Origin of the sequence: Burkholderia sp. 8Y (assembly GCF_902506145.1) — a bacterium.
Classification (GTDB): Bacteria; Pseudomonadota; Gammaproteobacteria; order Burkholderiales; family Burkholderiaceae; genus Caballeronia.
On the sequence record NZ_LR733519.1, the window covers coordinates 942,497 to 963,761 of the forward strand.

The following is a 21,265-nucleotide window of genomic DNA, read 5'->3' on the forward strand; positions in this document are numbered from 1 at the left end:
TTCGTTTCGGGCAAGGTAACACCAAATGCGCGCAGCAGGAACCATGCGTCGCCAGGAGCGAAGTGCGCTATCTTCAGCAGATAAGGCGGCGTGTCGAACTCAGCGCGGCGTACCCGCCTCGATTGCTTGCACGAACTGATGCAGCACCGCTGCCGACGCATCGGTCACGGCCCAGAACGTCATGCCTTGATCACTCCAGCGCGCAAGCGCATACCCATCGTCGGAGCGCGTGACGATCGCCTTGGCGTCTTTTTGCGGCACTGCCGACGTTTTGTCGGGGAACACGTAGACGTCGATCGGGTGCTTGAGATAGCGATACACGACCACGGCCACCGGCCGATGCCCGATGTAATCGAGTCTTCCGCCGACCAGTGCGAAGCCCGGTCCCGCCGGGTCGATGACAGGCGGCGCATAGTCGATGCGGCCGTTGAACCATGGCTTCACCGTGTGTTTGTCGCTGGACAGGACGTCGATCGGCCGGTCCGACATCAGTGACCGCACGTGGCTCGACACGATCTCTTGTGCAATCGGCGAATCGGCCGGTATATGCGCCGCGGTCTGCATCCACAGCACAGCGCCAAGCACGACCGCCGACAACGTCGCGCCCGCGAATGCGCCGCCAAAGAACGGCCACGGCGCCGCGAAAGGCAGGTGCCATGTGTTTCGCCTGCTACGCGATTGCGATAGTCGACGCTCTTCACGAGCCGCCTCCTCGCGCACGCGTGCAAGCACTTGCGCGGGCAAATGCGCGGGCGCGTGATGATAAAGCGAGCCATCGGTCAGCCTCGATTCGAGCGACGCGGTATCGTTATTGTCCATTGCCCGATTCCTCAGAATGACCCGTATCCGACTTGCGCACGAGCCGCACGCTCGGTCTGTCGCCTTGCGCTGCGCGCACGGCTGTCGCGAGCATTTTTCGTCCACGCGCGAGCCTCGACATCACCGTTCCTATCGGCACACCCGTGATGGCGGCCACTTCCTTATAGCTCATGTCTTCCAGTTCGCGCAGCACGAGCACCTCGCGAAAGACGAGAGGCAACGCATCCAGCGCACGATGCACGAGTTGCACTTCGTCCTTGCGCACCACGAGCGTCTCCGGGCTCACGCCTGCGTCGTCGGACCATCCGGGCAGTGCCTGATCGCCGGCGATCTCTTCATCATAGGGCGTCGCGTCCGCTGACTGAACCCGACGACGCCATTCCGTGAACCACGTATTGCGCACGATAGCGAGCAGCCAGCCCCGCGCATTCGACTCATCGCCGTCTTCGAAGCCAGAAAAGAAACGAAACGCGCGCAGGTAGGCTTCCTGCACGACATCATCCGCATCGCTCGGGCTTCCAGACAGCCAGCGCGCGAGGTTATAGGCGGCATCGAGATGCGGCATGACCGTCGCTTCGAAGCGTGCATGCGGGGACTCGTCTACTTTCGACCTGCTTCGCCACATCGCGCAACTCTCCTGGAGCGAATCCAATTCCGACAACCAAAGCCGCGCATTGATGCGCGCCCACAGTCCCTTTACTTCGGCTCTCGCCGATTTATTCCTTCGCAGCTCGAGCGCGATTAGAAAATGTTTTCTCGGGAATATCGGAGGCGTTGCGCCGGTTCGATGGACGCTGGATACATCACTTCCTCAAGGAGCCGTCATGCATACCGAACACACTCCCTTAGCGCCTATTGACGAACTCGACAGTCACGGCAAGCGCCGACGCACGGCTTTGTCATGCATGGCGTGGGCCGGCGCGGGCGTCCTCTGGACCATCAGCGGGGGCGTGCCCCGCTCGCAACTGATTTCGTCGGCACAGGCTGCCGAAACGACACGCTCTTTTAGTTTCGTGCAAATCAGCGATAGCCATATCGGATTCAACAAGGACCCGAACACCGAGCCGACAAGCACGCTTCAGGAAGCCATCAGCCATGTTCGCGCAATGCCGCAGCGCCCCGCGTTCATGATCCATACCGGCGATATCACGCATCTCTCGAAGCCCGCCCAATTCGATACGGCCATGCAGATCATCAACGACGCGGGTATGCCGGTCCATTACGTGCCCGGCGAGCATGACGTGCTCGTCGAAAATGGCGATTCGTTTTTCGCCCGCTTTGCGGATCAATACGGGAACGGCGCCGCGCGCCACTGGTATAGCTTCGACGAAGGCGGTGTTCATTTCATTGGCCTGACGAATGTGATAGACCTCAAAGGCGGCGGCCTCGGCTTTCTCGGCGATGCGCAGCTTGCATGGCTCAAGCAAGATCTGCAAGCAAGAACGAGCAGTACGCCGATCGTCGTCTTCGCGCATATTCCGCTTTGGGCGCTATACCCGCAATGGGGCTGGGGCACCGACGACAGCGCACAGGCGCTTGCGCTCTTGAAGCGTTTCGGCTCTGTCACCGTGCTGAATGGCCACGTGCATCAGGTCGCGCAAAAAGTGGAAGGCGACATGCGATTCTATTCCGCCATGTCCACGGCCTTTCCTCAGCCCGCGCCCGGCTCGGCAGCCGGCCCTGGACCCATGAAGGTGGGCGCTGACCAGTTGCGATCCATGCTCGGCCTGCGCGCCGTCACGCATATAGCAGGACGCGAACAACTGGCTATCGTCGATACGTCGCTTGCGGGAGCACGAGCATGAATGCATCCTTCGCCGGACGATGCGTGCGTCAGCTAACGGTGGCGATCATCGTCAAGGGACTCTTCGGCATGATGCCTTCGGCTTGCGCGAAAGAGCCCGTCCAACAACTCGCTGCAGTGGCCTCGCCGACCATCACCATCGACAACTTCGCGTTCAGCCAGCCGACGCTCACGGTGCCTGTCGGAACGAAGATAACGTGGATCAATCGCGACGACATGCTGCATACGGTCGTGGATGAAGCGAAGTCATTCAAGTCCGACCCGCTCGATAGCGGCGACAGCTTCTCGCATGTGTTCGATCAGCCGGGTACTTACACTTACTTCTGTTCGTTGCATCCGCACATGACGGGGACCATCGTCGTGCGGTAATCGGTAGAAAAGAGGCGCGCGCGCTCAGCGTTGCGCCTTCGCTATCGCATCGAGATTACCCTCGCCAAAGCCATGATGCCCTCGTCTCTCGACAATCTCGAAGAACATATCGCCGGGTCTGCGTTCAAGAAACGTTTGAAGAAAGAGTTGCGGCGTGCCATCAGGAAGTATCTCGCCATCGACGAGAATGCCGCGTGTTCGTAGCTGCTCGATATCGAGCCCATGCCCGGGCAAGCGGGCATCGATCTGGTCGTAATAGCGCGGCGGAGGCGTGAGAAAGCGCACGCCACGCGCCCGGAGCGCATCGACCGATGCAAAGATATCCGCTGACGCCAGCGCGATATGCTGCACGCCCTCGCCTTCATGGTCCGGCAAATACTGCTGCATGAGGTCCGTGCGATACGTGCCCTCTTCATACACGGGGATGCGAATGGAGCCGCACGGCGAAACGGTAACGGCCGAATCTTGCGAGACATGCCAGTCCGGGTGGATCTGGTGAATCTCTTCGAAATGAAGCACTTCGCGATAGAAATCGAGCCACTCTTTGATGCGGCCCGCGCCGACCGTCTGGGTGAAGTGATCGACTTCGAGCAGACCCGTGCCGCCGAGGCCACCGCTCGCATGATTCAACGGCCGGAAGTCGATATCGTAGATGGAGGCTTCGCCGCTGTTCTTGCCCGGCCAGTGATCGACGAAATAGATATGCGAATCGCCAATGCCCTGAATGGCGGGAATGGCGAGTTCGTTAGGGCCTATTTTTTCGCCCTCGAAGTCCCATGCGCCGTAATCGACAGCGCGCTCATGCGCGACCTGCGCGTCCAGCACGCGAATCCCGATCGCCGCGATGCCGACCCCATGCGATTGCGCAAACCGCGTCGCAAACGAATCCGGCTCCGCGTTGATCAGGAAGTTCATGCTGCCTTGGCGGTAGAGCGTCACCGCCTTGCTGACGTGCTGCGCCACCGCGACGAAGCCGAGCCGCCCGAAAAGCGCGGCAAGTCCTTGCGGATCGGGACTCGAGAATTCGACAAACTCCAACCCTGCGATGCCGAGCGGATTGCGCCCGGCGTCGGAATCGGGGATCGCGCTGGCGGGCAAGGAAAGGTCAGCGGATTGGGGCTGGGTCATGGGCATTACCTCGACATGTACGAGCTGGTTCACGGACGCAGAAACTACCATGACAGCCGCATCGTACGCCACATCCGGCGCAGCGGCGCTTGCAGCTAGACTAGCGGCACCGAGGTCCCCGTGTCAAAGCCGTCGCGCCGCTTGCCCTATGCAGCGAGCCTTGCCGCATTCATCGACGGGCGGCGTGCCTGAGGCGGAAATACATTCCATGTGCCGTCGTCGTGGCGAAAGAAAATGATGCCGATCAGTTCGCCGCCATGCCAGGCCTCGACGCGCACATAGCGCATGCCGGTGATGTGCGAGCGGCACAGTTGGGCGACTCGCGCAGGGCGCGTCGCGGTGGGCGCAAGCCATTTATCGACGGCGCTGTGCAACGAGCTTGCGGGGGCTTGCATGATGGTCTCCTTCAAATGGCGAATGCGACGCTCGGCGCGCCGCAGCCGATGAGTGCGCTCGCGCGACGGCGGCGTTGTGCGGCGATATAGGCGCTAAAGAGCCCTCTCACCGCATGCATAGCGGCGCGAGGATCAATGAGGCAGGCGCGCACCTGCGTGCTGCGCGCCTCGCCGAAAAGGCACCACGAGACGAAGTGCTCGCAGTTATTGGTCAAGAGGCGATAGCGGTTTTCGCCGAGGCGGCTGTGCGCCCGGCGCACCGCTTCCAGGCCGACAAAGGCGGCTGCCGGATGAAGCCGCACGATCAGGTCATGGCCGTCTGCGAATTGCGCGATACTGACTTCTTCCACGGGACCGCGATGCAGCGATTTGGCAAAGCCCGCATAGTGAATCACTGTGCCGTTGCCCGCGTAGATGCCATGGTGCTCATAGCCGCAGCGACGCGTGACGAGTTCGCTGCCGAGCGGCGGCTCGTCGTCGAATGAAAAGCCGCGCGCTGCGGCTGATTCATCGCTCCTGCTTGTCGCTTGCTTGCTTGACATGGCTCGCTCCGATTCTTTTCTTGGCTTGGCGCGAAGTGTTTGTTTCGCGCCCGGTTGCGTTGCCATTTGCATCTTTCCTGCCAGTTGCCGCTGAGCCTTGATCCAGTGGGCTTTCGCCTAAATTCGGATGCGTTGCTGAGCCGCATCTGTTGAGGCTGGACCAACGCTTTCTGGCCTGATTTGTTGGGCCCAAAGCATCAGTTACCGCGCGACGGGCGGTGTCGGTTTCCACCTTGCTCAATGGCTCCAAGTGTTGGCGAGCTTCCAACTTCCTGACCGCGCGCAAGCTTGGAAAGGCCCACTATCAACGGCCTGCCGGGCGCGGGGCAATCGGCACGCGCCTTGCATTCACTTCGCGCATTCTCACGGCTATATTGGAGAGGCACATGGCCACCCTCACCGTCACCGATCTCGATTACGACCGCCCACTCGACCGCACGGCAATGTCGGCCATTGGCGGCGGAGGCGGCGCGCCCTGGGTGTACGGCTGGATCACGCCGTTCATAGCAGACCGTCAGTCGAATTTCGGCGGTGTCGTCAACATCTACGACATCACGAACAATTTCACGGCCGGACAAATGATCAATCAGTTCCAGTCCGTCGACGTCCGCAATTCGGGCGATGGAGCGAATCTCACGGTGACGCCGAATGCCATATCCGCCAACCGTGCAGGCTGACGTCGCATGGCGTGAGAATGCACCGCTCAAGCGCCCGACTGTCCAAGCGCAAAACCCTTAGTGCATGGAGGAGGTTGGCGTGACCTTCCCGACTGAGTTTCGATGGACATCCGCTGCCCGCTCAGACGTCGGCTGCGTGCGGCTGGTCAACGAAGACGCAGTGCTGAACTCGCCCGAGCGTGGTCTCTGGGCCGTGGCCGATGGCATGGGCGGACACGCTGTGGGCGATCTCGCGAGCGAAATGGTGATCCAGAGTCTGTCCACCGTTTCGAGGTCCGACGGGCTCGCAGGCGTGATCGCCGAGGCGCGCGAACGGCTCCTGCATGTCAATGATGAACTGCGAGCGGAAGCATCACGACGCCAGGTATCGCGCATAGGCAGCACGGTCGTACTGCTTGCTGCGCGAGACGGCGCGTGCGCTTATCTTTGGGCGGGCGATAGCCGCATTTATCTATTCAGGAATGGGCGTCTTGCGCAATTGACGCGCGATCATAGTCATGTGGAAGAACTCAAGGCACGTGGTCAATTGACAGCGGAAGAAGCGTTGCATCATCCCGCACAGCATCTGATTACGCGTGCGGTGGGCGCGCTTGATACGCTCGATCTCGACGAAAGCAGCGTCGCCCTGGCCGACGGCGATACGTTCCTGCTGTGCAGCGATGGTCTATCGAACGAAGTGAGCGAAGCAGAGATAGCAAGCGAACTCGCGCCGGGCAATTGCGAAATAGCCGCGCAGCGGTTGCTGGAGATCGCGCTGGAACGCGGCGGGCGAGACAATATCTCGATCGTCGTCGCCCACGCCGAAGATGTCCTTGCATCGGACAGGACGCAGGTCAATCCGACCATCTGAATAACGCTTTCTCACTGCTTGTTTCTTTGCGCCGCCTGCCTGAAGTCCTTCGAATGAAGCCCGTGCTTTTTCAGAAGCATTTGCAGGTGCGAGCGATTCATCTCGTAGCGGCGCGCAAGCTCGGCCACGGTGCCGCCTACTTCATGCAAGCCCCGTTCGAGAAAGGCGCGCTCTGCTTCGTCGCTTGCCACACGCTTGGCTTCGCTAAGCGAACCGGCTGTCGCGATTGCGTCACCGCTCGCCGAAGAACTTCCTATTGCGATGGAAAGCGAAGACCGGGGCCGAATGTCCACCGGCAAGTGCTCAATGTCGGCCATATCGCCCGCCAGGCAAGCGAGCCGATACACCACGTTGCGCAGTTCGCGGATATTGCCCGGATAGTCGTAGCTGCGCAGAAAGTCGCGAAGACGCGGCGATATCTTCACGGGCCGCCGCTTGAGCGCAGCCGCCGCCTCGTCGCCGAAATAGGCCAGCAGAAGCGGAATTTCATCGCGACGCTCACGCAATGAAGGCAGCGTCAAATGAATGACGCTCAAACGATAGAACAGATCCTCGCGAAAGCGCCCTTCTTCGCACCACCGCCGCAAGTTTCGATTCGTCGCGGCGACGATCCGCGTGTCGACGGCAATAGGCTCGTCCGAGCCAACACGCTGTATCTCATGTGCTTCGAGCACGCGCAGCAGTTTTACTTGCCCCGACAGCGGCAACTCGCCAATCTCGTCGAGAAAGATGGTCCCGGTATGCGCGCTCTCGAATTTTCCTTTGCGGTCGTTTGTCGCGCCCGTGAACGCCCCCTTGCGATGCCCAAAGAGTTCTGACTCAATGAGATTCTCAGGAATTGCGCCGCAATTCACGGAGATATACGGCTTGTCCGCACGCGATCCGTTTGCGTGAATGACCTTCGCCATCAGCTCTTTGCCGGTCCCGCTCTCACCGTCGATCAAGACCGGGAGATCGGTCGGCGCGGCCTTCTCGGCAATCTCGAGCGCCTCCAATAGCTTCGGATTGTCTCCAAACGTCCCCTCGAAAATGAAGCTGCGTTCCATGAGTGCCTGTCGGCGCGCTCCCGCCGAAAGATCCCGCCTGGGCTCGGCGGCAGCGGCCTGTACGAAACGCTCCTTGTGCGAAAGCTGCATGACCTCATCGCGCAGCGCGCTCGCCTGACGCAGCAGCTTTTCGATCTCGGGCCGCTCGAGGCGCGACGTCCATCGCAACGTCGAGCGCAATATTTCGATTTTCTCGATGACACCCGCGTACGATATCGCCGATGCAGGTACACCGCTGTCGCTTTCGGGTTGGTCGAGTATCTTCATGCTGCGCTCAATTGCTTTTGCACCAGTTGGTAATACATGCCTTTTCTCGCGACGAGTTCATCATGTTTTCCTTGTTCCACGATGCCGCCTTCGTAAAGCACGAGAATCTTGTCGGCGCGCATGATCGTCGACAGCCGATGCGCGATGATGACTGCCGTGCGCCCTTTCAGGATTTCCTGCATGTTGCTCAAAATATTGCTCTCGGATTGCGTATCGAGCGCGGATGTCGCTTCGTCGAATAAAAGCAGACGCGGGTCGTGATAGAGCGCGCGCGCAATGCACAGACGTTGCATTTGACCGCCCGAAAGCCCCACGCCCCGTTCGCCGACCACTTGCTCATAGCCTAGCGGCATCTTGCTGATGAAGCCATGCGCGTCGGCCATCTTCGCCACTTCCTCGATGCGCTTGCGATCCGGCGCTTCATCGCCGCTCGCGATGTTGTCGGCGATGGTGCCGGAGAACAGCAGGTTGCTTTGCATCACATAGCCTATCTGCGCGCGGTAGAAACCTTTGTCGATCACATTGATGTCATAGCCATCGACCGTCATCTTTCCTTCGCTCGGCGCATAAAAACCGACGAGCAGTTTAGCGAGCGTCGTCTTTCCCGAACCGCTGCGTCCAACCACGGCAATGAGTTCACCCGGCTTGATATCGAAGCTGATGTTCTCCAGCACGTAAGGCGCGTCGCCGTCGCCATAACGGAAATAGACGCCATTGAAGCTGATGTCGCCCTGAAGGTCAGGCAGCATCACGCGTTGCTGCATCTCCGATGGCTTCTGCTCGGGTTCGATGTCGAGCACATCGCCCAGACGCTCCATGGCGACGCCGGCGTCGTTGAGCAGACTCCACAGATTGATAAGGCTCATGAGTGGCGACAACACGCTTCCCATGAAGGCATTGAACGCAATCAATTGGCCGATCGTCAACTCGCGCGCGAGCACCAGATTGGCGCCGGCCCATAACACCGCAATGGTCGTCGCCGCATTGAGCAGTTGACTGCACAAGCCCACGGCGATATTGAAACGCTGAGACTTGTACTGAATCTCGAGTGACTTCGCGTACTTCTTTTCCCACTTCAGGCGTACGGCCCGCTCTATACCCATTCCCTTGACCGTCTCCACGCCGCCCAGTGCTTCCATCAGATAGGAGCGGGCATCGGTCCCAGACGAAAACATCTCACGCGCGTTCTGCTTGATACGGGGCGTGGCGAGCACGGTCAGCGCCATCAGCGGAACAATGAACGCTATCAGCAGCAACGTCAGTTTGACGTTGTACAGAAACATGATCGTGAAGTAGATGAAGATCATGAGAAGATTCAGCACCGTCGTCACGGTGGATTCGGTCAGAAACGCGCGGATCGTGTGATTTTCCTGAAAGCGCGCGAATATGTCGCCGGTCTTGCGCTTGGCGAAGAAGCTGAACGGCAACGAGAACGTATGCTTGAAGAATTGCGACATCATCGCGAAGTCCATGTTGCGCATCATGAAGTTCGCCAGATACGCGCGTATCGTGGACATCAACTGCGAAAACACGTTCGAGATGATGAGTCCCGCAATCAGCACATGCAGCAATCCGACGTTCTGATGAACGATCACGCCGTCCAGAATGTTCTGGATGATGAGCGGCGGAACTACGCCCAGTACTTGAATCACGAATGTCGCGAGAAAGAGATGCAGCAAGATCATGCGATACGGCTTCATGTATCCGACGAAGCGTATCCACGGCGAATTGGACACCGCCTTCTGCACCAGATCGTGCGCCGGCGTAAAGAGCAGACAGGTGCCGCTCCAGCCTCGCTCGAACTCGTCCACCGTCATCTTTCTAAAACCTATGGCCGGGTCCGCAACCCACACGTTTCCCTTCGAAATGCCGTAGACGATGATGTAGTGATAGCCCTCCCAATGCGCAATGAACGGCAACTCGAACCCACGCAACGATTCATACGTGCATTGAACGCCGCGCGTCGTGAAACCGAGTGCCTCGCCGGCGCGCGCCAGGCTGTCGAGCGTCGCGCCTTGCGTCGTCACGTTAGCCAGTTCGCGCAGCTTGCCAAGCGTCATGCCGATGCCGTAATGCCGGCAAATCATCGCAAGGCACGCGGCGCCGCAATCCATCTCCTCGGCTTGTTGTACCCATGCAAACCGCTTGATCACGCGTTCGCCCAGTTCGGGCTTGCTGTGCAGATCGAGCATCGAGGGAAGACTGCGGCGCTCCGCAACCTTCTTTTGCCGCTGTAATTCGCGTTCGCTAAAGCGGATGCGCTCTTCGAGCACTTCGCGCAGTCTGACGTTGCGCTCGATAATGAAATGCACCGTCTTTTCAGGAATCACGAGCAAGCGCGTATCGGCGCTCGCAATGGCGGACGCCATCTGCTCCTGACGCATCACGCAGGCTTTCTCGCCGAAGATCTCGCCGGGGCCAAGCGTTGCCAGCACGTATTGTTGACCGCCCTCTTCGCGTATAACGCGCACTTCTCCCTGACGCACCACATAGAGACGCCTGTCATCGCGAGAGTCCTGTTTGAGAATCTCCTTGCCTTCACTGACTCGCTTGACCCCGACGCTGCGCACGCATTCTTCGAGTTCCGCCTTATCGAGCTTGCCGCGCAAGTCGAAGAGCTTGGCCACGAAGCCGCCCGCCGAAGCAATGGCGACATAACTCGTCACGAACGCGAGCGCCGCGGGATTCTTTGCAATGACGGGTTCGATTGCGCGACGAGGAATGAACAGGAGCTCGGTCTTGCCTGAAGAACGCACGGACGACTCATGCCGATAGTCCCGCAACATCGCGATATCAGCGAATGTCTCACGCTCTTTCTTCAGCCCCATGCTGATTTCTTTGCCGTGCTCCTCGGTAAATATTCGCACCGAGCCTGCCTTGATGACATACAGGCCATCGGCTGCGTCGCCCGCATTGCACACGGTCTCACCGAACCCATAGCGGCGCGACTCGGCGTGCTGAGCCAACCGCTCGATTTCCTCGCGTGAAAGCGGCGAGAGTATCTCCACAGTCGCAAGAAAATCCGCGGGCGAGTCAAGGTTCGAAGGCGCGTCCATGTCGGTCGAAAAGCCTTAGCGCGCTTCGATCACGTGTTCCTGCGCTCTTGCAAGCAGCCATTCCTCGCGCAAGAGTCGACGGATCTCAGCGGTCGTGTCATCGTCCAGTTGTGCCGGGTGCTTGCACGTCACCGCGAAAATCTCATACGAGGCGCCGTCAGCCGAGACGAAAGGTCCGAGCAGATCGCCCGGCTCCGCGTTGAAGACTTTCGCCTCGATATCCGCCCGCAGCTGACCGCGCATCACGCGACCGATCAGGCCGCCCGCGTCACGCGTATCGGCGAGGGAGTGCTCACGGGCCATATCGGCAAAGCTCTCGGGGTCGTCGGTGAGATAGGACATCATTTCCTTGGCGCTTCCTTCCGAATCCAGCACGATGTGACGCACTTCGATGCTGTCGAACCGCGGTGAATTCAGTTGAAAGAACGCTTCTATCGCGCGTTGCGTGCCCACCTGCTCCAGCATCTTCTCCTGGTAGATCGTATCGGTGATATACGCTTCGAATTCGTCGAGGCTTACATTGAGCGCATCGAGATAGTTGTTCATGTCCGCCGCGCGATGCAGCCCACGAATGCGCCTGAATTGATCGGCGCGCGTCTGTATTTCGTCGGCCGTGGGTGCGACGCCCGCCTTCTTCGCCGCGCACACCGTCAGCTTGTCGCGCACGAGTTGCTCGACGAGGCCATCGAACTGACCGTTGAGCTTCAGAAGCCTGAGGAATTCACCGACATCGACTACTTCGTCGTCGATACGCACAATCGCCGTCATGTTGTTCTCCACTCGGTTTATCCCGCTACGCTTCGGAACGGATCGAGGCCCAGGTCGATCAGCCGCCGCTCGCGCACCACGATTTCAGCCGAAGCCGTCATGCCATAGCGAAGCGGATATTTCGTATCGGCAATCCGGTAATAGTCACGATCCAGCGTGACGCGCCCTTCATAGATCGGTTGCTTGCTCGTCGCGCTCGGCTTCGTCGCTGGCGAAATGAAGGCCAGCGTGCCGTCTATCACGCCATAACGCTGATAAGGAAACGCATTGAACTTGAGCTTCACGCGCTGCCCTTCGCGCAGAAAGGCGCGGTCATGCTCGGCAATCTCTATCTTCAACACCGGGCGCGCATTCGCCGGCGCGATGCCGCCTAGCGGCGTATTGGCCTGGATCTTGTCGCCCGGCTGTGTCGATGTGACGTCCGTGACCACACCCGACACCGGCGCGAGGATCAGCAGAAAATTGTCCTTGTCGATGTTCTCGAAGCGGATGCGCGCGGCGGCGTCCGCGACGAGGCGCGCTGTCTGCAATTGCAGACGGAGCTTGTCTTCCGTACTCGTTACTTCGCGCATGGCGGACTCGTATTGCAGTCTGAGACTCGTCGCTTCCTGACCGCTCGTTTCGAGTTGCGCCTTCGCCTGCTTGAATTCGTGGCTCAGGCGAAAATCCAGTTCCGCGAGTTTCGCCTGCTCGACGCGGTATGCGCCATCGGCTTCCTGATACACGTTGCGCTTCGCTTCCACTTGCGACTCCGACACGCCGCCACCGCCCGGCAATGCAAAGAGCCGCGCGAAGCGATCCAGTTCGTTCTTTGCCGCGTCGCGTGCGCGGCGTGCATTGTCCAGCGTACTGCGCTGTTCCTCTAGCTGTGCCTTCTGGCCTTCGGCGAGCTTGCTCGTGCCTTCGCTTACGCGTTGCTGATGCTGATGTTCCTCGACTTCCATCTGATCCTTGAGCGCCGCGATTCGCCGCTCCATCAGCATCTTCTTTTCGGGGAACTGCTTCCAGTCGCGCTCGGCGTCGTCGAGTTTGAGTTGAGCTTCGAGTGCATTGGTGGCCGCTTCGATCGCTCCGCGTGCGTTGAGCCGCGCGACCACATCGTCCTTGCGCACCGGTTGCCCTTCCGCGATATACAGATCGGCCAGTTCGCCGTCGATCGGTGCATAGAAGCGCCGCACCTCCGATTCGGGCGCAAGCGTGCCTTGCGCAGTGACGATGACATCGGCATGACCGACGAACGACCACCCCAGCGCGGCCACGACGAGCGCGACCATAGCCACTACGACGGCCTGCGTCAGCTTGAGCGGCTCGGCGGTCAGAATGGCGATGCCTTCCGCGCCGTGATCGCCGAGCGCCTCGGAGAATGGCCTAAGGGGCGCGTTGCGTTTCACCGCTCGTTCCTCCGATCAACGTCAGTTTCGCTCGAAGCAGTGACGGTTCGAGCACCATGCGCAGGTCTTGCAGGGAGCGCCGTTGCAGATCGGCCTCGTCATCGATCTCTTTGCTCAGCGCGGTCCATTTGCCTTGACCGGCTGCGTCATTCAACTTGACTTGCTTGAGCATCCGCATGCCGCGCGTGGATGCGTCCTGCGCCTCCGACAAGCGCCGCGCCTGCGAACGGAAGCTGTCCGACACGCCGGCTTCGAGCCGTTGCGATCCGCCTATTCCGCCGTTCGTCCGATACTGCTCCCAAAGCGACTGCGCTTGAGTCATCAACGCTTGACCGCGCGCGACCGCTTTGCCGTTGAGCGCCGCAATATCCGGTGCGACGGCATGCACGAAATAAGTGTCGCTCTGTACGTCCAGCGTTTCATAGAACGAAAGCAGCGCGTCCTCATAGCGTTTCGAACCGCGTGTCTTCTGCAATTCATTGAATTGGGCGACGACTGCTTTTTTGTGACCCAGTTCGCTTTGCAGGGCCGGCGACCAGTTCCCTTGTGGAATCTTTTGCAGGCCATCGATGGCCTGAGCACTGCGTCCATTGCGCCAGGCATCGGACACAGCGGCGTATTGCGTCATTACAGCGGCAGGCGGCAACTCATGCGCACTCAGTTCCGCCCATCTGCGCTCGAAGGGCGGCGTGGAGAACTTCGTCGTTCCAAGCCATTGCGCAAGCGGTGCGAGGCTTTTGGCGGCCATCGCGCGCTCGAGGCTTGCGTAGGCATTCGCGTCGGCACGCACGCGATCCAGACCGCGAAGACGCGGATACCGCTCCGCATAGTCTTTCAACATCGCCGTGATCGCGTCGAGGTCGCCGCTCGCGAGACTCTTGACGATATTCGCATTCAACCGGTCGATTGCGGCGAGATACACCGAATCGTCGCTTTGCAGCTTGCGTAGATGGCTTAGCGCGAGCGCGTAGGGATCGCGGAATTCGGGAACGTATCCCGCGATGCGATCGAGATCCCGCTGATGGCCCGCCGCGTCCGACTCCCAGTGTTTGAGGATGTCTGCAATGCGTGGCTCGTCGGCGTACATCTGAATGGGCGCGTCAGGGCCGCCACGGCTCATCACGAAAAGCTCCAGCTTGCCGATCCAGCGCAATTCATCGAGCATCGAACCGACTTCCCGATTGTGCTGACTCAACGCTTGCATCTGCGTGATGATGCGCTCCGCGTTCGCATAATCGCCTTTGCGCAGCGCGGCAAGCCAGCGAGGGACATCGGCCTTGAGCACGGCTTCCGTGTTCATCGATGCGAACGGCGCATCTTGCGGGTGCGTGCGCAGATAGTCGTCGCTTAGCGCGGCGGCTCGGGCATAGTCGCCGCTTGCCATCCGCGATTTTGCTCGACGTTCCATTGAGCCGCTATGGAACAACGCAAAGCCGGCAACCACGAGCAAGAGAACCACGCAGACAATGACGATGCGCGCGCGCCGCGCGGCGCGTGCATCGTCGCTGGCGAATGCCTTGCGCAATTCACGCACGAAAAGGGCCAACCTTCCGCGCGAGGCACGCTCATCGCCATCCTGCTCCTTGCGATGCGAGGCAACCTGCGCGTCCGCGTTGATCTCGTCATCGCGCGTTGCGGATTGATCGACACAGAAAATGTCGAGAAACGAATGCGCGGAGCCGACGAAAGTGGTCTTGTCGCTGTCGCGCTCGTGGTGCGCGCCGGGCTGCGTTGCGGCGACCATTTCGGTCAGCGTGGATTCGCTCTCGTCGCCATTGAGACTCACGCGGTAGGCGAAATGCGTGCCGCCGAACGCCAGTGTGTCACCGTCTTTGAGCGCGATAGCGGAGTCGCCGATGCGTTGTCCATTCACGAAGGTACCGTTCGTGCTGCCGAGGTCTTCAACGTACGGCGCACCGGCCTTGACGAATATGTGCGCGTGACGCCGCGATACATAGTTAACCTGATGCGGATAACGCGGTCCATAACGCGCGAAGATGTCATCGGTCTTACTCACCAGAAATGGAAACTGAGTGAGTTCGACAGGCTCGAGACCGAGTTCTTCGCGCAGTGGAACGAGCGTCATCGCAATCTGCTTCGCCACATGCGCGCGACGTCGGCGCGGTGCGAATTCCACGCGATAAGCGAGCCGGCTGCCGAACGAAATCTTGTCGCCGCTTCTCACGCGAGCGGGCACGTCCCGTACGGGCGTGCCATTCAAGGCCGTGCCGTTCTTGCTTCCGAGATCGGCGATATACACGCAGCCGTGCTCGATGAACAAGCGCGCATGGCGGCGCGACAGTTGCGCCACGGCTTCTGGCGGGCTTTCATCGAACGGCGCTTCGGCGCGGCCAATGGCGAAAAGGTCCTCGTCGATGCGAATCTCGCTCAACGCATGGGCCGGATCGCCACGCCATGCCGGCTTGAGGACGACATCGAATGCTTCGTCCACGCGCGGCTGCGGTTCCGCTATCGGTTCGCCTGGAGCCATGTCAGTTCACAGCATGCGTCCGGCGCTGCACAGCGAGCGGCGTCGACGAGAAGGTTTGCACCGTCGGGCAGCTACATACACTGACGGGCTGATGAAAGTTTAAGTCACGCATTCTCTTAGTCAATCGGGCGGTGGCATCGGCAAGCGCCTTATTCGCGGCATCGCGTGTTTTGCGAACGGTCGTTTTACGCAACGTCAGTACTTCTTCTCAACGGCGGCACTCTGCACGTCGACCGCAGGCCAGCCGCCTCCTAGCGCCTTATAAAGCGTGACGGTGTCGGACAACATCTGCTGATGATTCGCGAGCAAGGCGAGTTGCGCGGCAAGCAACGTGCGTTCAGTTTCGAACACTTCCAGTTGCGAAATCACGCCTTCCTTGAGTTGCGCGTCGATCTGCGCCGCAACGATCGTCAGATGCGCGACCTCCTGCTGCAATTGCTCGCGCTGCTTCGTATGCGAATCAAGGTTGACGAGCGCATTCTCGACTTCTTCGAACGCGCTCATCACGGTGCTGCGATACTGCTGCTCGGCCACGGTGCTTTGCGCTTCGGTCGTCTTGACGTGCGCGCGCACGCTCGGGTCGAGAATCGGGATATTGATGCTCGGCATGAAGCTGAACGTGAAGGACTTCAATAAGTCCGTCAATGCGAAACTCGCCGTACCGCCGCGCCCGGTCAGGCTGATGGTCGGCAATTGCGCGAGCTTGGCTTGTCCCACGAGATCGTACGATTCGAGAACGCGATACTCAGCGGCAATCAGATCGGGCCTGCGCGCCAGCAATTGCGACGGCAGGCCGGACGGCACGGGCGGAATCTGCACACGTTTTTGCAAGTGACCGTCCGGCACCTTGAACTCGCCAGCGGGAACGCCCGTCAAGGTCGCGAGCGCATTGTCCGCAAGATCACGGGAACGGCGCAGTTCCAGCAGCTCACGCGTGAGCCGATTCAATTCTGCGCGCTGCGTCAGAACTTGCGTGTGCGGCACGAGGCCGTTCTTTTCCATGCCTTCGAATATCGTCAGGATTTTTTGGTTCGTCGCGATCGTCAGCGTTTGCTGCGCGATCTGATCGTCGAACTGAAGTATTTGGAAATACGTGGTGGATACGCTGGAGACGAGTTCGAGATAGCCCGCGCGCCAGTCCGCTTCGCTCGCGCGATATTCGGCCCTTTGCGCCTGCACGCCCTTCTCCACTGCACCCCATATATCGATGTCCCAGTTCACTTGCGTGGCCAGGTTGTATTGCCTGGTGAACGGCTGGCCCGTCGTCTTCTCGAAGCTCGCGCCTGCGCCGACATCCATCGAAGGCAACGCCCCTGCGCGAGCCTCGCCGATCTGCGCGCCCGCCACCTGGATGCGTGCCGCAAGCACCTTGATATCGAAGTTTCCGTTGATGGCCTTGTCGATGAGTCCGTCGAGATACGGGTCCTCGAACTGCTTCCACCAGTCGGGACGAATGGTCTCGGCGGGAGCGGTCTTCGGGGCGCTGATCGAAGTGAATGCGGTCTTTTCCGGTGTATCGGGGCGCTTATAGACAGGCACGCTGACGTCGATGCAGCCCGCAAGCAGCGCCGCGGCGCAAAGGCTCGCGAATCCGGTCATGAGGCGCAACGAGGGGAATGAGGCTCGCACGATCTGCTCCGACGATCACGCTAGTTCGTTGAATGCGCGTCACTCAATAGCCGCGCTCGAGTGCGGTTCGCTCGCCGTGTCTGGAACAACGAGCGAACCGCGCCGCCAGGATGCAGGCGGGTGATGCAGCGGAACTCCCCGTGCTCCGCTTTTGCTGCGAACAACAGAAGCTCTACCGTGCCGTTATTCGGCTTATTCCTGCATCACAACGCATACGGCGCAAGCACATTGATGTCGCTCGCGTTATCCGCCTTCTGCTGGGGCGCAACGCGCGACGTGTTGTACTCCGAGAAAGCGTCGTTCACGCCGTTTGCGTTGAGCGTGTTCTGCGCCTGGTTAGTCAACTGCTGCGTAGTGGCGCTCAGATCGAAGCTCGACTTGTAGCTCGGGAAATAGAAGCTCGTGCCGCCGCGCACCGCGGACATTTCATGGCGGCCGAGTTCGGCGTGGTGGACGAGATCGCGGATAGTCAGCGTGGACATGATGAAGGTTCCTGGCGTGAGTGGACGTGAACGGGTCAGAGGGGCAATAAGCCCGTTCCGATGTTGATCGTGCTGTGGTTGGTGGCCGTCTGTTTCGGCGCGACATTCGACGAGATGTCGTGACCGAACGCCACGTTCACGCCGTTCTGGCTCTGCGTGTTCTGCGTCTGACCGATGAACTGCTGCGTGTCGAACGAAAGGCTTACCTTCGAAACGTCATAGCCGGGAAAGTAGAACGATGTGCCGCCGCGTACAGCCGACATCGCGCGGCGGTCGAGTTCTTCGGTGACGGGAATGTCGAGGATCGTCAGCGTCTTCATGGTGGTTCTCCTTGGGGCGCATTGCGCGTCGGGTGGGTTCGAGCAAACTGTTTGCTCGGTTAGCACAATGCACGGCCTATGCCATCTTGGTGCTGATTCCTGCATCGCCTTGCTGGATAAAGCTTTTAGCGCCTGCACTTCAATTCCGCTTCACGGTTCCTATCGGTCGGCGACAAACACTTCGTAGTCCGACTGTTTGTTTTAGACCGACACGCTCACCGCACATAAATCGTGATCTTCTTCGAATAGACGGGCGGGTTGTGCGGGATGTGCCGGTCGTCGCCGAGGAGAAGTTGAAGCGTGTGCTTACCTGGCGGCAATTCGAGCATGGTCTCCGTCTCCCCTGCGCCGTAATGCAGATGATTGCGATCGGACGGAATCTCCTGGTCCAGCGGTGGCAGGTCCGTATCGATCAACAGATGGTGATGCCCGGTATTCGGAAACTTCACACCGCGCGGCGCGACGCCCATGAACCGCAGCCCGAACCACACGCGAAAAGGCTTGCCCGCAGGAACCGTCTGACCGTCATTGGGATAGCCGATATACGCATGCGCGTTCGCGGGCGCGGGCGTTGGTCCGCCTTCTGCATGGCTCACACTGAACGGCGCGGCCAACGCGGCGGCGAGCAGGATCGAACGTGCGCGCCAAAGCGCGCCAGCAGTACGTTGTTTCATGTCATATACCCTTGGCAAAGGCGCGGGGACGGTGCACGCATCAATCGAAGCGACGCTCCGGCCTATTTCATCGTGACCGTGATCTTCTTCGAATAGACGGGCGGATCATGCGGTACATGGTTGTAGTCGCCCATGAGGAGTTGCAGCGTGTGCTTTCCGGGCGGCAACTCCACGCGCGCATCGGTTTCGCCCGCGCCGTAGTGCAGATGATTGCGATCCGACGGAATCTCCTGATCGAGCGGCGGCAGGTCCGTATCGATCAGCAGATGGTGATGCCCGACGTTAGGCATGTCGATGCCTTTCGGACACACGCCCATGTTGCGCAGGCCCATGCGCACCCACAGCTTGCCGCCTGAGAGCACCGCGCCGTCCGGCGGCCAGATGATGTACGCCTGCGCGTTCGCGGGTGCAGGCGTGCGGGCACGCCCGGCAGAAAACGAAGCGTCAGCGGCGAGCGCCGCAATCGAAGCGAGCGCGCCCAGTACAGTTCTTCTCAGCATGTTTTGGATGCCTCTTCAAAGACAGGCCGTTCAAAGGCCAACGATCAGGTTCCGCTTTCAGATTAGGACGTAACGATTTAAAAAGATACGTGCGCAGGGAGGGACGCGGACACTGCATCGGAGTACCTCCTTTTAGGGGATTAAGTAGTCATCCACAGCGTGCTATCGTTGTTTGTGCTGCACACGTGCTTCTCCCTCAACGCCATACGGAACAGGGTGTGAATATGTGGCGGACTATCTTTATCGCAGGCGTGTTCGTCGCCATGAGCGCGGCATTCGCGCAGTCCGCAGGGGCGTCCTCTGCAGCAATTACGCACGATAGCGACCGAGGGCACAGCGTCGCGCTTGTCATAGGCAACGACGCTTATGACGCGCATCCTCTGGCAAGCGCGCAAAGCGACGCCAAAGACATGAGCGCGGCATTGTCGGCGATGGGCTTTACGGTGACGCGTCGCACGAATATGAATAGCAATGCGATGCAGCAAGCAATCCAATCGTTCATCACTGACTTGGGTCCGCGCGATACCGCGTTGGTTTACTTCGCAGGTCACGGCGTACAAACGGGCGGCGACGCGCTTCTCTTACCGATCGATGCGCGCGGCACGCATCCCGCCGCGTTACTGAAGCAAGGCATCGCGGTGCAGGACATCGCCGCGCGCATGGCGCGTGCGAGGCCGCTCGGTACGAACATTGTCGTGCTCGACATGTGTCTCGACGATCCATTGGGCCGCGCTCAAGAAGAAGCGTTGAAGCTGCCGCCGCGCACGCTCGTCGCATTCGCGGCGCAGCCCGATAGCGGCGCAGCCGAAGATGCGCGCAACGGCCGCTACACCGCGGCGCTCTTGCGCGCATTGGCCGCGCAGAAGCGCATCACGTCCGGTTCATTCGATACCGCAGCTTCCGACGTTGCCCGCGCCTCGGGCGGCATGCAGCGGCCCTGGGTTTCATCGACATTGGACGGGTTCTCGACGTTCGGACGCGGCACCGTGAACCTTCCGCTGATGGCCGAATCCGCCCGTATCGATGGCGGAGAAATCCGCATGCGCGGCATTCTTCCCAAGGACAGCAGCGAGCAATACGAACTGGCGTTCTGGGAATCCATCAAGGACAGCACGTATCCGAGCGACTACGAGGCTTATTTGAAGTCCTATCCGAACGGGCGTTTCGCTGCGCTTGCGAAGGCGCGCATCGACCGGCTGAAGGCAACGGCGAGCGCGAGGCCGTCCGTTGCGGCGTCGCCCGCGATCGCGGCGCCCGCGTCCGCTCCCGCCAAGGCGGCTGGCACAGTCACCAGTACAGCTCCGACCACCACCCCTAAACCAACCGGCAACGAAATCAAGGACTGCCCGCAGTGCCCGTTAATGATTCCCATCGTGCCCGGAACGTTCATGATGGGCAGCAATAACGACGATCCCGGCGAAAAGCCATCGCACCGCGTGACGCTTGGACGGCCGTTTGCCATCGGCAAATACGAAGTGACCGTCGAGCAATGGAACGCGTGCGCCGATGCAGGCGCCTGCACCCGCATCGCGCCGGACAGCAACGCCAGCGCCCCGCCGCCCGCCAATTCGCCGATGCGCAATGTCAGTTGGGACGATGCGCAGGTCTACGTGAAGTGGCTCAGCAAAGTCGGCGGCAAGCCGTATCGTCTACCGAGCGAAGCCGAATGGGAATTCGCGGCGCGCGGCGGCACGCAAAGCACGTTCTGGTGGGGCGATCGAATGAAGAAAGGCACGGCCGACTGCAAGGATTGCGGCGAGCCGTATCATCCGGACGCGCCCGTGCCCGTCGGTTCATTCAAGCCGAACGGCTATGGTCTGTACGACATGAACGGCAGCGTGTGGGAATGGGTCGCCGACTGCTGGCATAGTTCGTACAAAGGCGCGCCCGCCGATGGCCGCGTGTGGGACGAACCTTCATGTTCGGTGCGCGTGATTCGCGGCGGATCCTGGCGCGAAGGCGGAGACTATATGCAGTCGGCGACGCGCTTCAAATACAGCGCGAGCGTGCGTCAATCGCAGAACGGCTTTCGCGTGGCGCGCGACACGCAGTAAGCG

20 protein-coding genes and 1 pseudogene are annotated in these 21,265 nt (G+C 60.2%); 5 read left to right on the plus strand and 16 right to left on the minus strand.

Annotated features, from left to right (window positions below):
• Window positions 1–99: 99 nt before the first annotated feature.
• Window positions 100–819 carry an anti-sigma factor family protein gene (locus GV035_RS04070; RefSeq protein WP_159833624.1) on the minus strand — a complete coding sequence of 240 codons (720 nt, stop codon included), beginning with the start codon at window positions 817–819 and terminating at the stop codon, window positions 100–102.
• Window positions 809–1,444: an RNA polymerase sigma factor gene (locus tag GV035_RS04075; RefSeq protein ID WP_159833625.1), complete on the minus strand. Its 636-nt coding sequence runs from the start codon at window positions 1,442–1,444 to the stop codon at window positions 809–811. Before GV035_RS04075 ends, GV035_RS04070 begins: the two co-directional genes overlap by 11 nt.
• A 199-nt stretch (window positions 1,445–1,643) precedes the next feature.
• Between GV035_RS04075 and GV035_RS04080 the strand changes: the two genes are divergently transcribed.
• On the plus strand, window positions 1,644–2,624 hold the full coding sequence (locus GV035_RS04080) for a metallophosphoesterase family protein (RefSeq protein WP_159833627.1): 981 nt from the start codon (window positions 1,644–1,646) through the stop codon (window positions 2,622–2,624).
• Window positions 2,621–2,992, plus strand: a complete 372-nt coding sequence (locus tag GV035_RS04085) for a cupredoxin domain-containing protein (protein ID WP_159833629.1) — start codon at window positions 2,621–2,623, stop codon at window positions 2,990–2,992. The genes GV035_RS04080 and GV035_RS04085 overlap by 4 nt, the downstream gene beginning before the upstream one ends.
• Before the next feature lie 24 nt (window positions 2,993–3,016).
• Here the strand turns inward: GV035_RS04085 and GV035_RS04090 are convergent, their stop codons facing one another.
• The 3 genes from GV035_RS04090 to GV035_RS04100 form a co-directional block, all read right to left on the minus strand.
• The gene (locus GV035_RS04090; RefSeq protein WP_201303901.1) at window positions 3,017–4,126 is read right to left on the minus strand and encodes a 4-hydroxyphenylpyruvate dioxygenase family protein; all 1,110 of its coding nucleotides are present in this window, start codon (window positions 4,124–4,126) and stop codon (window positions 3,017–3,019) included.
• Window positions 4,127–4,266: 140 nt separating this feature from the next.
• The gene (locus GV035_RS04095; RefSeq protein ID WP_159833633.1) at window positions 4,267–4,515 is read right to left on the minus strand and encodes a hypothetical protein; all 249 of its coding nucleotides are present in this window, start codon (window positions 4,513–4,515) and stop codon (window positions 4,267–4,269) included.
• An 11-nt stretch (window positions 4,516–4,526) separates the two neighbouring features.
• Complete coding sequence (locus tag GV035_RS04100) at window positions 4,527–5,057, minus strand: lecithin retinol acyltransferase family protein (RefSeq protein WP_159833635.1); 531 nt, start codon at window positions 5,055–5,057, stop codon at window positions 4,527–4,529.
• Between the two features lie 386 nt (window positions 5,058–5,443).
• Here GV035_RS04100 and GV035_RS04105 point away from each other — a divergent pair, with 386 nt between their 5' ends.
• Both GV035_RS04105 and GV035_RS04110 read left to right on the plus strand, forming a co-directional pair.
• Entirely contained in the window at window positions 5,444–5,734 is a 291-nt protein-coding gene (locus GV035_RS04105; protein ID WP_159833637.1) for a hypothetical protein, read from the plus strand.
• A gap of 79 nt (window positions 5,735–5,813) precedes the next feature.
• A complete protein-coding gene (locus GV035_RS04110; protein WP_159833639.1) occupies window positions 5,814–6,584 on the plus strand; it encodes a PP2C family protein-serine/threonine phosphatase in 771 nt (256 codons plus the stop codon).
• Window positions 6,585–6,595: 11 nt separating this feature from the next.
• Here the strand turns inward: GV035_RS04110 and GV035_RS04115 are convergent, their stop codons facing one another.
• The 11 genes and pseudogenes from GV035_RS04115 to GV035_RS04160 form a co-directional block, all read right to left on the minus strand.
• Window positions 6,596–7,897 (minus strand): sigma-54 interaction domain-containing protein, encoded by a 1,302-nt coding sequence (locus GV035_RS04115; protein ID WP_159833641.1) that lies wholly within the window; start codon window positions 7,895–7,897, stop codon window positions 6,596–6,598.
• Window positions 7,894–10,953, minus strand: coding sequence for a peptidase domain-containing ABC transporter (locus GV035_RS04120; protein ID WP_159833643.1), 3,060 nt, complete (start codon window positions 10,951–10,953; stop codon window positions 7,894–7,896). Before GV035_RS04120 ends, GV035_RS04115 begins: the two co-directional genes overlap by 4 nt.
• A 15-nt stretch (window positions 10,954–10,968) precedes the next feature.
• Complete coding sequence (locus GV035_RS04125) at window positions 10,969–11,721, minus strand: peptidylprolyl isomerase (protein WP_159833645.1); 753 nt, start codon at window positions 11,719–11,721, stop codon at window positions 10,969–10,971.
• 17 nt (window positions 11,722–11,738) lie between these two features.
• A complete protein-coding gene (locus GV035_RS04130; protein WP_159833647.1) occupies window positions 11,739–13,112 on the minus strand; it encodes an HlyD family efflux transporter periplasmic adaptor subunit in 1,374 nt (457 codons plus the stop codon).
• Window positions 13,090–14,496: a hypothetical protein gene (locus tag GV035_RS29810; RefSeq protein ID WP_328698914.1), complete on the minus strand. Its 1,407-nt coding sequence runs from the start codon at window positions 14,494–14,496 to the stop codon at window positions 13,090–13,092. The genes GV035_RS04130 and GV035_RS29810 overlap by 23 nt, the downstream gene beginning before the upstream one ends.
• Window positions 14,497–14,979: 483 nt before the next feature.
• Window positions 14,980–15,603, minus strand: a pseudogene (locus GV035_RS29815) (FHA domain-containing protein); the annotation flags it as partial.
• 195 nt (window positions 15,604–15,798) lie between these two features.
• Window positions 15,799–17,202 (minus strand): efflux transporter outer membrane subunit, encoded by a 1,404-nt coding sequence (locus tag GV035_RS04140; RefSeq protein ID WP_159834946.1) that lies wholly within the window; start codon window positions 17,200–17,202, stop codon window positions 15,799–15,801.
• Between the two features lie 233 nt (window positions 17,203–17,435).
• Window positions 17,436–17,714 carry a hypothetical protein gene (locus GV035_RS04145; protein WP_159833651.1) on the minus strand — a complete coding sequence of 93 codons (279 nt, stop codon included), beginning with the start codon at window positions 17,712–17,714 and terminating at the stop codon, window positions 17,436–17,438.
• Window positions 17,715–17,749: 35 nt separating this feature from the next.
• Window positions 17,750–18,034, minus strand: coding sequence for a hypothetical protein (locus GV035_RS04150; RefSeq protein WP_159833653.1), 285 nt, complete (start codon window positions 18,032–18,034; stop codon window positions 17,750–17,752).
• Window positions 18,035–18,249: 215 nt separating this feature from the next.
• On the minus strand, window positions 18,250–18,708 hold the full coding sequence (locus GV035_RS04155) for a DUF4399 domain-containing protein (protein ID WP_159833655.1): 459 nt from the start codon (window positions 18,706–18,708) through the stop codon (window positions 18,250–18,252).
• Between the two features lie 62 nt (window positions 18,709–18,770).
• The gene (locus GV035_RS04160) at window positions 18,771–19,208 is read right to left on the minus strand and encodes a DUF4399 domain-containing protein (RefSeq protein WP_159833657.1); all 438 of its coding nucleotides are present in this window, start codon (window positions 19,206–19,208) and stop codon (window positions 18,771–18,773) included.
• A gap of 263 nt (window positions 19,209–19,471) precedes the next feature.
• On the opposite strand from GV035_RS04160, the gene GV035_RS04165 reads away from it, so the two are divergent.
• Window positions 19,472–21,262, plus strand: coding sequence for an SUMF1/EgtB/PvdO family nonheme iron enzyme (locus tag GV035_RS04165; RefSeq protein WP_236572423.1), 1,791 nt, complete (start codon window positions 19,472–19,474; stop codon window positions 21,260–21,262).
• Window positions 21,263–21,265: the final 3 nt, after the last annotated feature.

Bases quoted from the DNA above. Each gene is read 5' to 3' on its own strand.
- GV035_RS04070 (WP_159833624.1), bottom strand. From the start codon at position 819: ATGGACAATAACGATACCGCGTCGCTCGAATCGAGGCTGACCGATGGC.
- GV035_RS04075 (WP_159833625.1), bottom strand. From the start codon at position 1,444: ATGTGGCGAAGCAGGTCGAAAGTAGACGAGTCCCCGCATGCACGCTTC.
- GV035_RS04080 (WP_159833627.1), top strand. From the start codon at position 1,644: ATGCATACCGAACACACTCCCTTAGCGCCTATTGACGAACTCGACAGT.
- GV035_RS04085 (WP_159833629.1), top strand. From the start codon at position 2,621: ATGAATGCATCCTTCGCCGGACGATGCGTGCGTCAGCTAACGGTGGCG.
- GV035_RS04090 (WP_201303901.1), bottom strand. From the start codon at position 4,126: ATGCCCATGACCCAGCCCCAATCCGCTGACCTTTCCTTGCCCGCCAGC.
- GV035_RS04095 (WP_159833633.1), bottom strand. From the start codon at position 4,515: ATGCAAGCCCCCGCAAGCTCGTTGCACAGCGCCGTCGATAAATGGCTT.
- GV035_RS04100 (WP_159833635.1), bottom strand. From the start codon at position 5,057: ATGTCAAGCAAGCAAGCGACAAGCAGGAGCGATGAATCAGCCGCAGCG.
- GV035_RS04105 (WP_159833637.1), top strand. From the start codon at position 5,444: ATGGCCACCCTCACCGTCACCGATCTCGATTACGACCGCCCACTCGAC.
- GV035_RS04115 (WP_159833641.1), bottom strand. From the start codon at position 7,897: ATGAAGATACTCGACCAACCCGAAAGCGACAGCGGTGTACCTGCATCG.
- GV035_RS04120 (WP_159833643.1), bottom strand. From the start codon at position 10,953: ATGGACGCGCCTTCGAACCTTGACTCGCCCGCGGATTTTCTTGCGACT.
- GV035_RS04125 (WP_159833645.1), bottom strand. From the start codon at position 11,721: ATGACGGCGATTGTGCGTATCGACGACGAAGTAGTCGATGTCGGTGAA.
- GV035_RS29810 (WP_328698914.1), bottom strand. From the start codon at position 14,496: ATGGCAAGCGGCGACTATGCCCGAGCCGCCGCGCTAAGCGACGACTAT.
- GV035_RS04140 (WP_159834946.1), bottom strand. From the start codon at position 17,202: ATGACCGGATTCGCGAGCCTTTGCGCCGCGGCGCTGCTTGCGGGCTGC.
- GV035_RS04145 (WP_159833651.1), bottom strand. From the start codon at position 17,714: ATGTCCACGCTGACTATCCGCGATCTCGTCCACCACGCCGAACTCGGC.
- GV035_RS04150 (WP_159833653.1), bottom strand. From the start codon at position 18,034: ATGAAGACGCTGACGATCCTCGACATTCCCGTCACCGAAGAACTCGAC.
- GV035_RS04155 (WP_159833655.1), bottom strand. From the start codon at position 18,708: ATGAAACAACGTACTGCTGGCGCGCTTTGGCGCGCACGTTCGATCCTG.
- GV035_RS04160 (WP_159833657.1), bottom strand. From the start codon at position 19,208: ATGCTGAGAAGAACTGTACTGGGCGCGCTCGCTTCGATTGCGGCGCTC.
- GV035_RS04165 (WP_236572423.1), top strand. From the start codon at position 19,472: ATGAGCGCGGCATTCGCGCAGTCCGCAGGGGCGTCCTCTGCAGCAATT.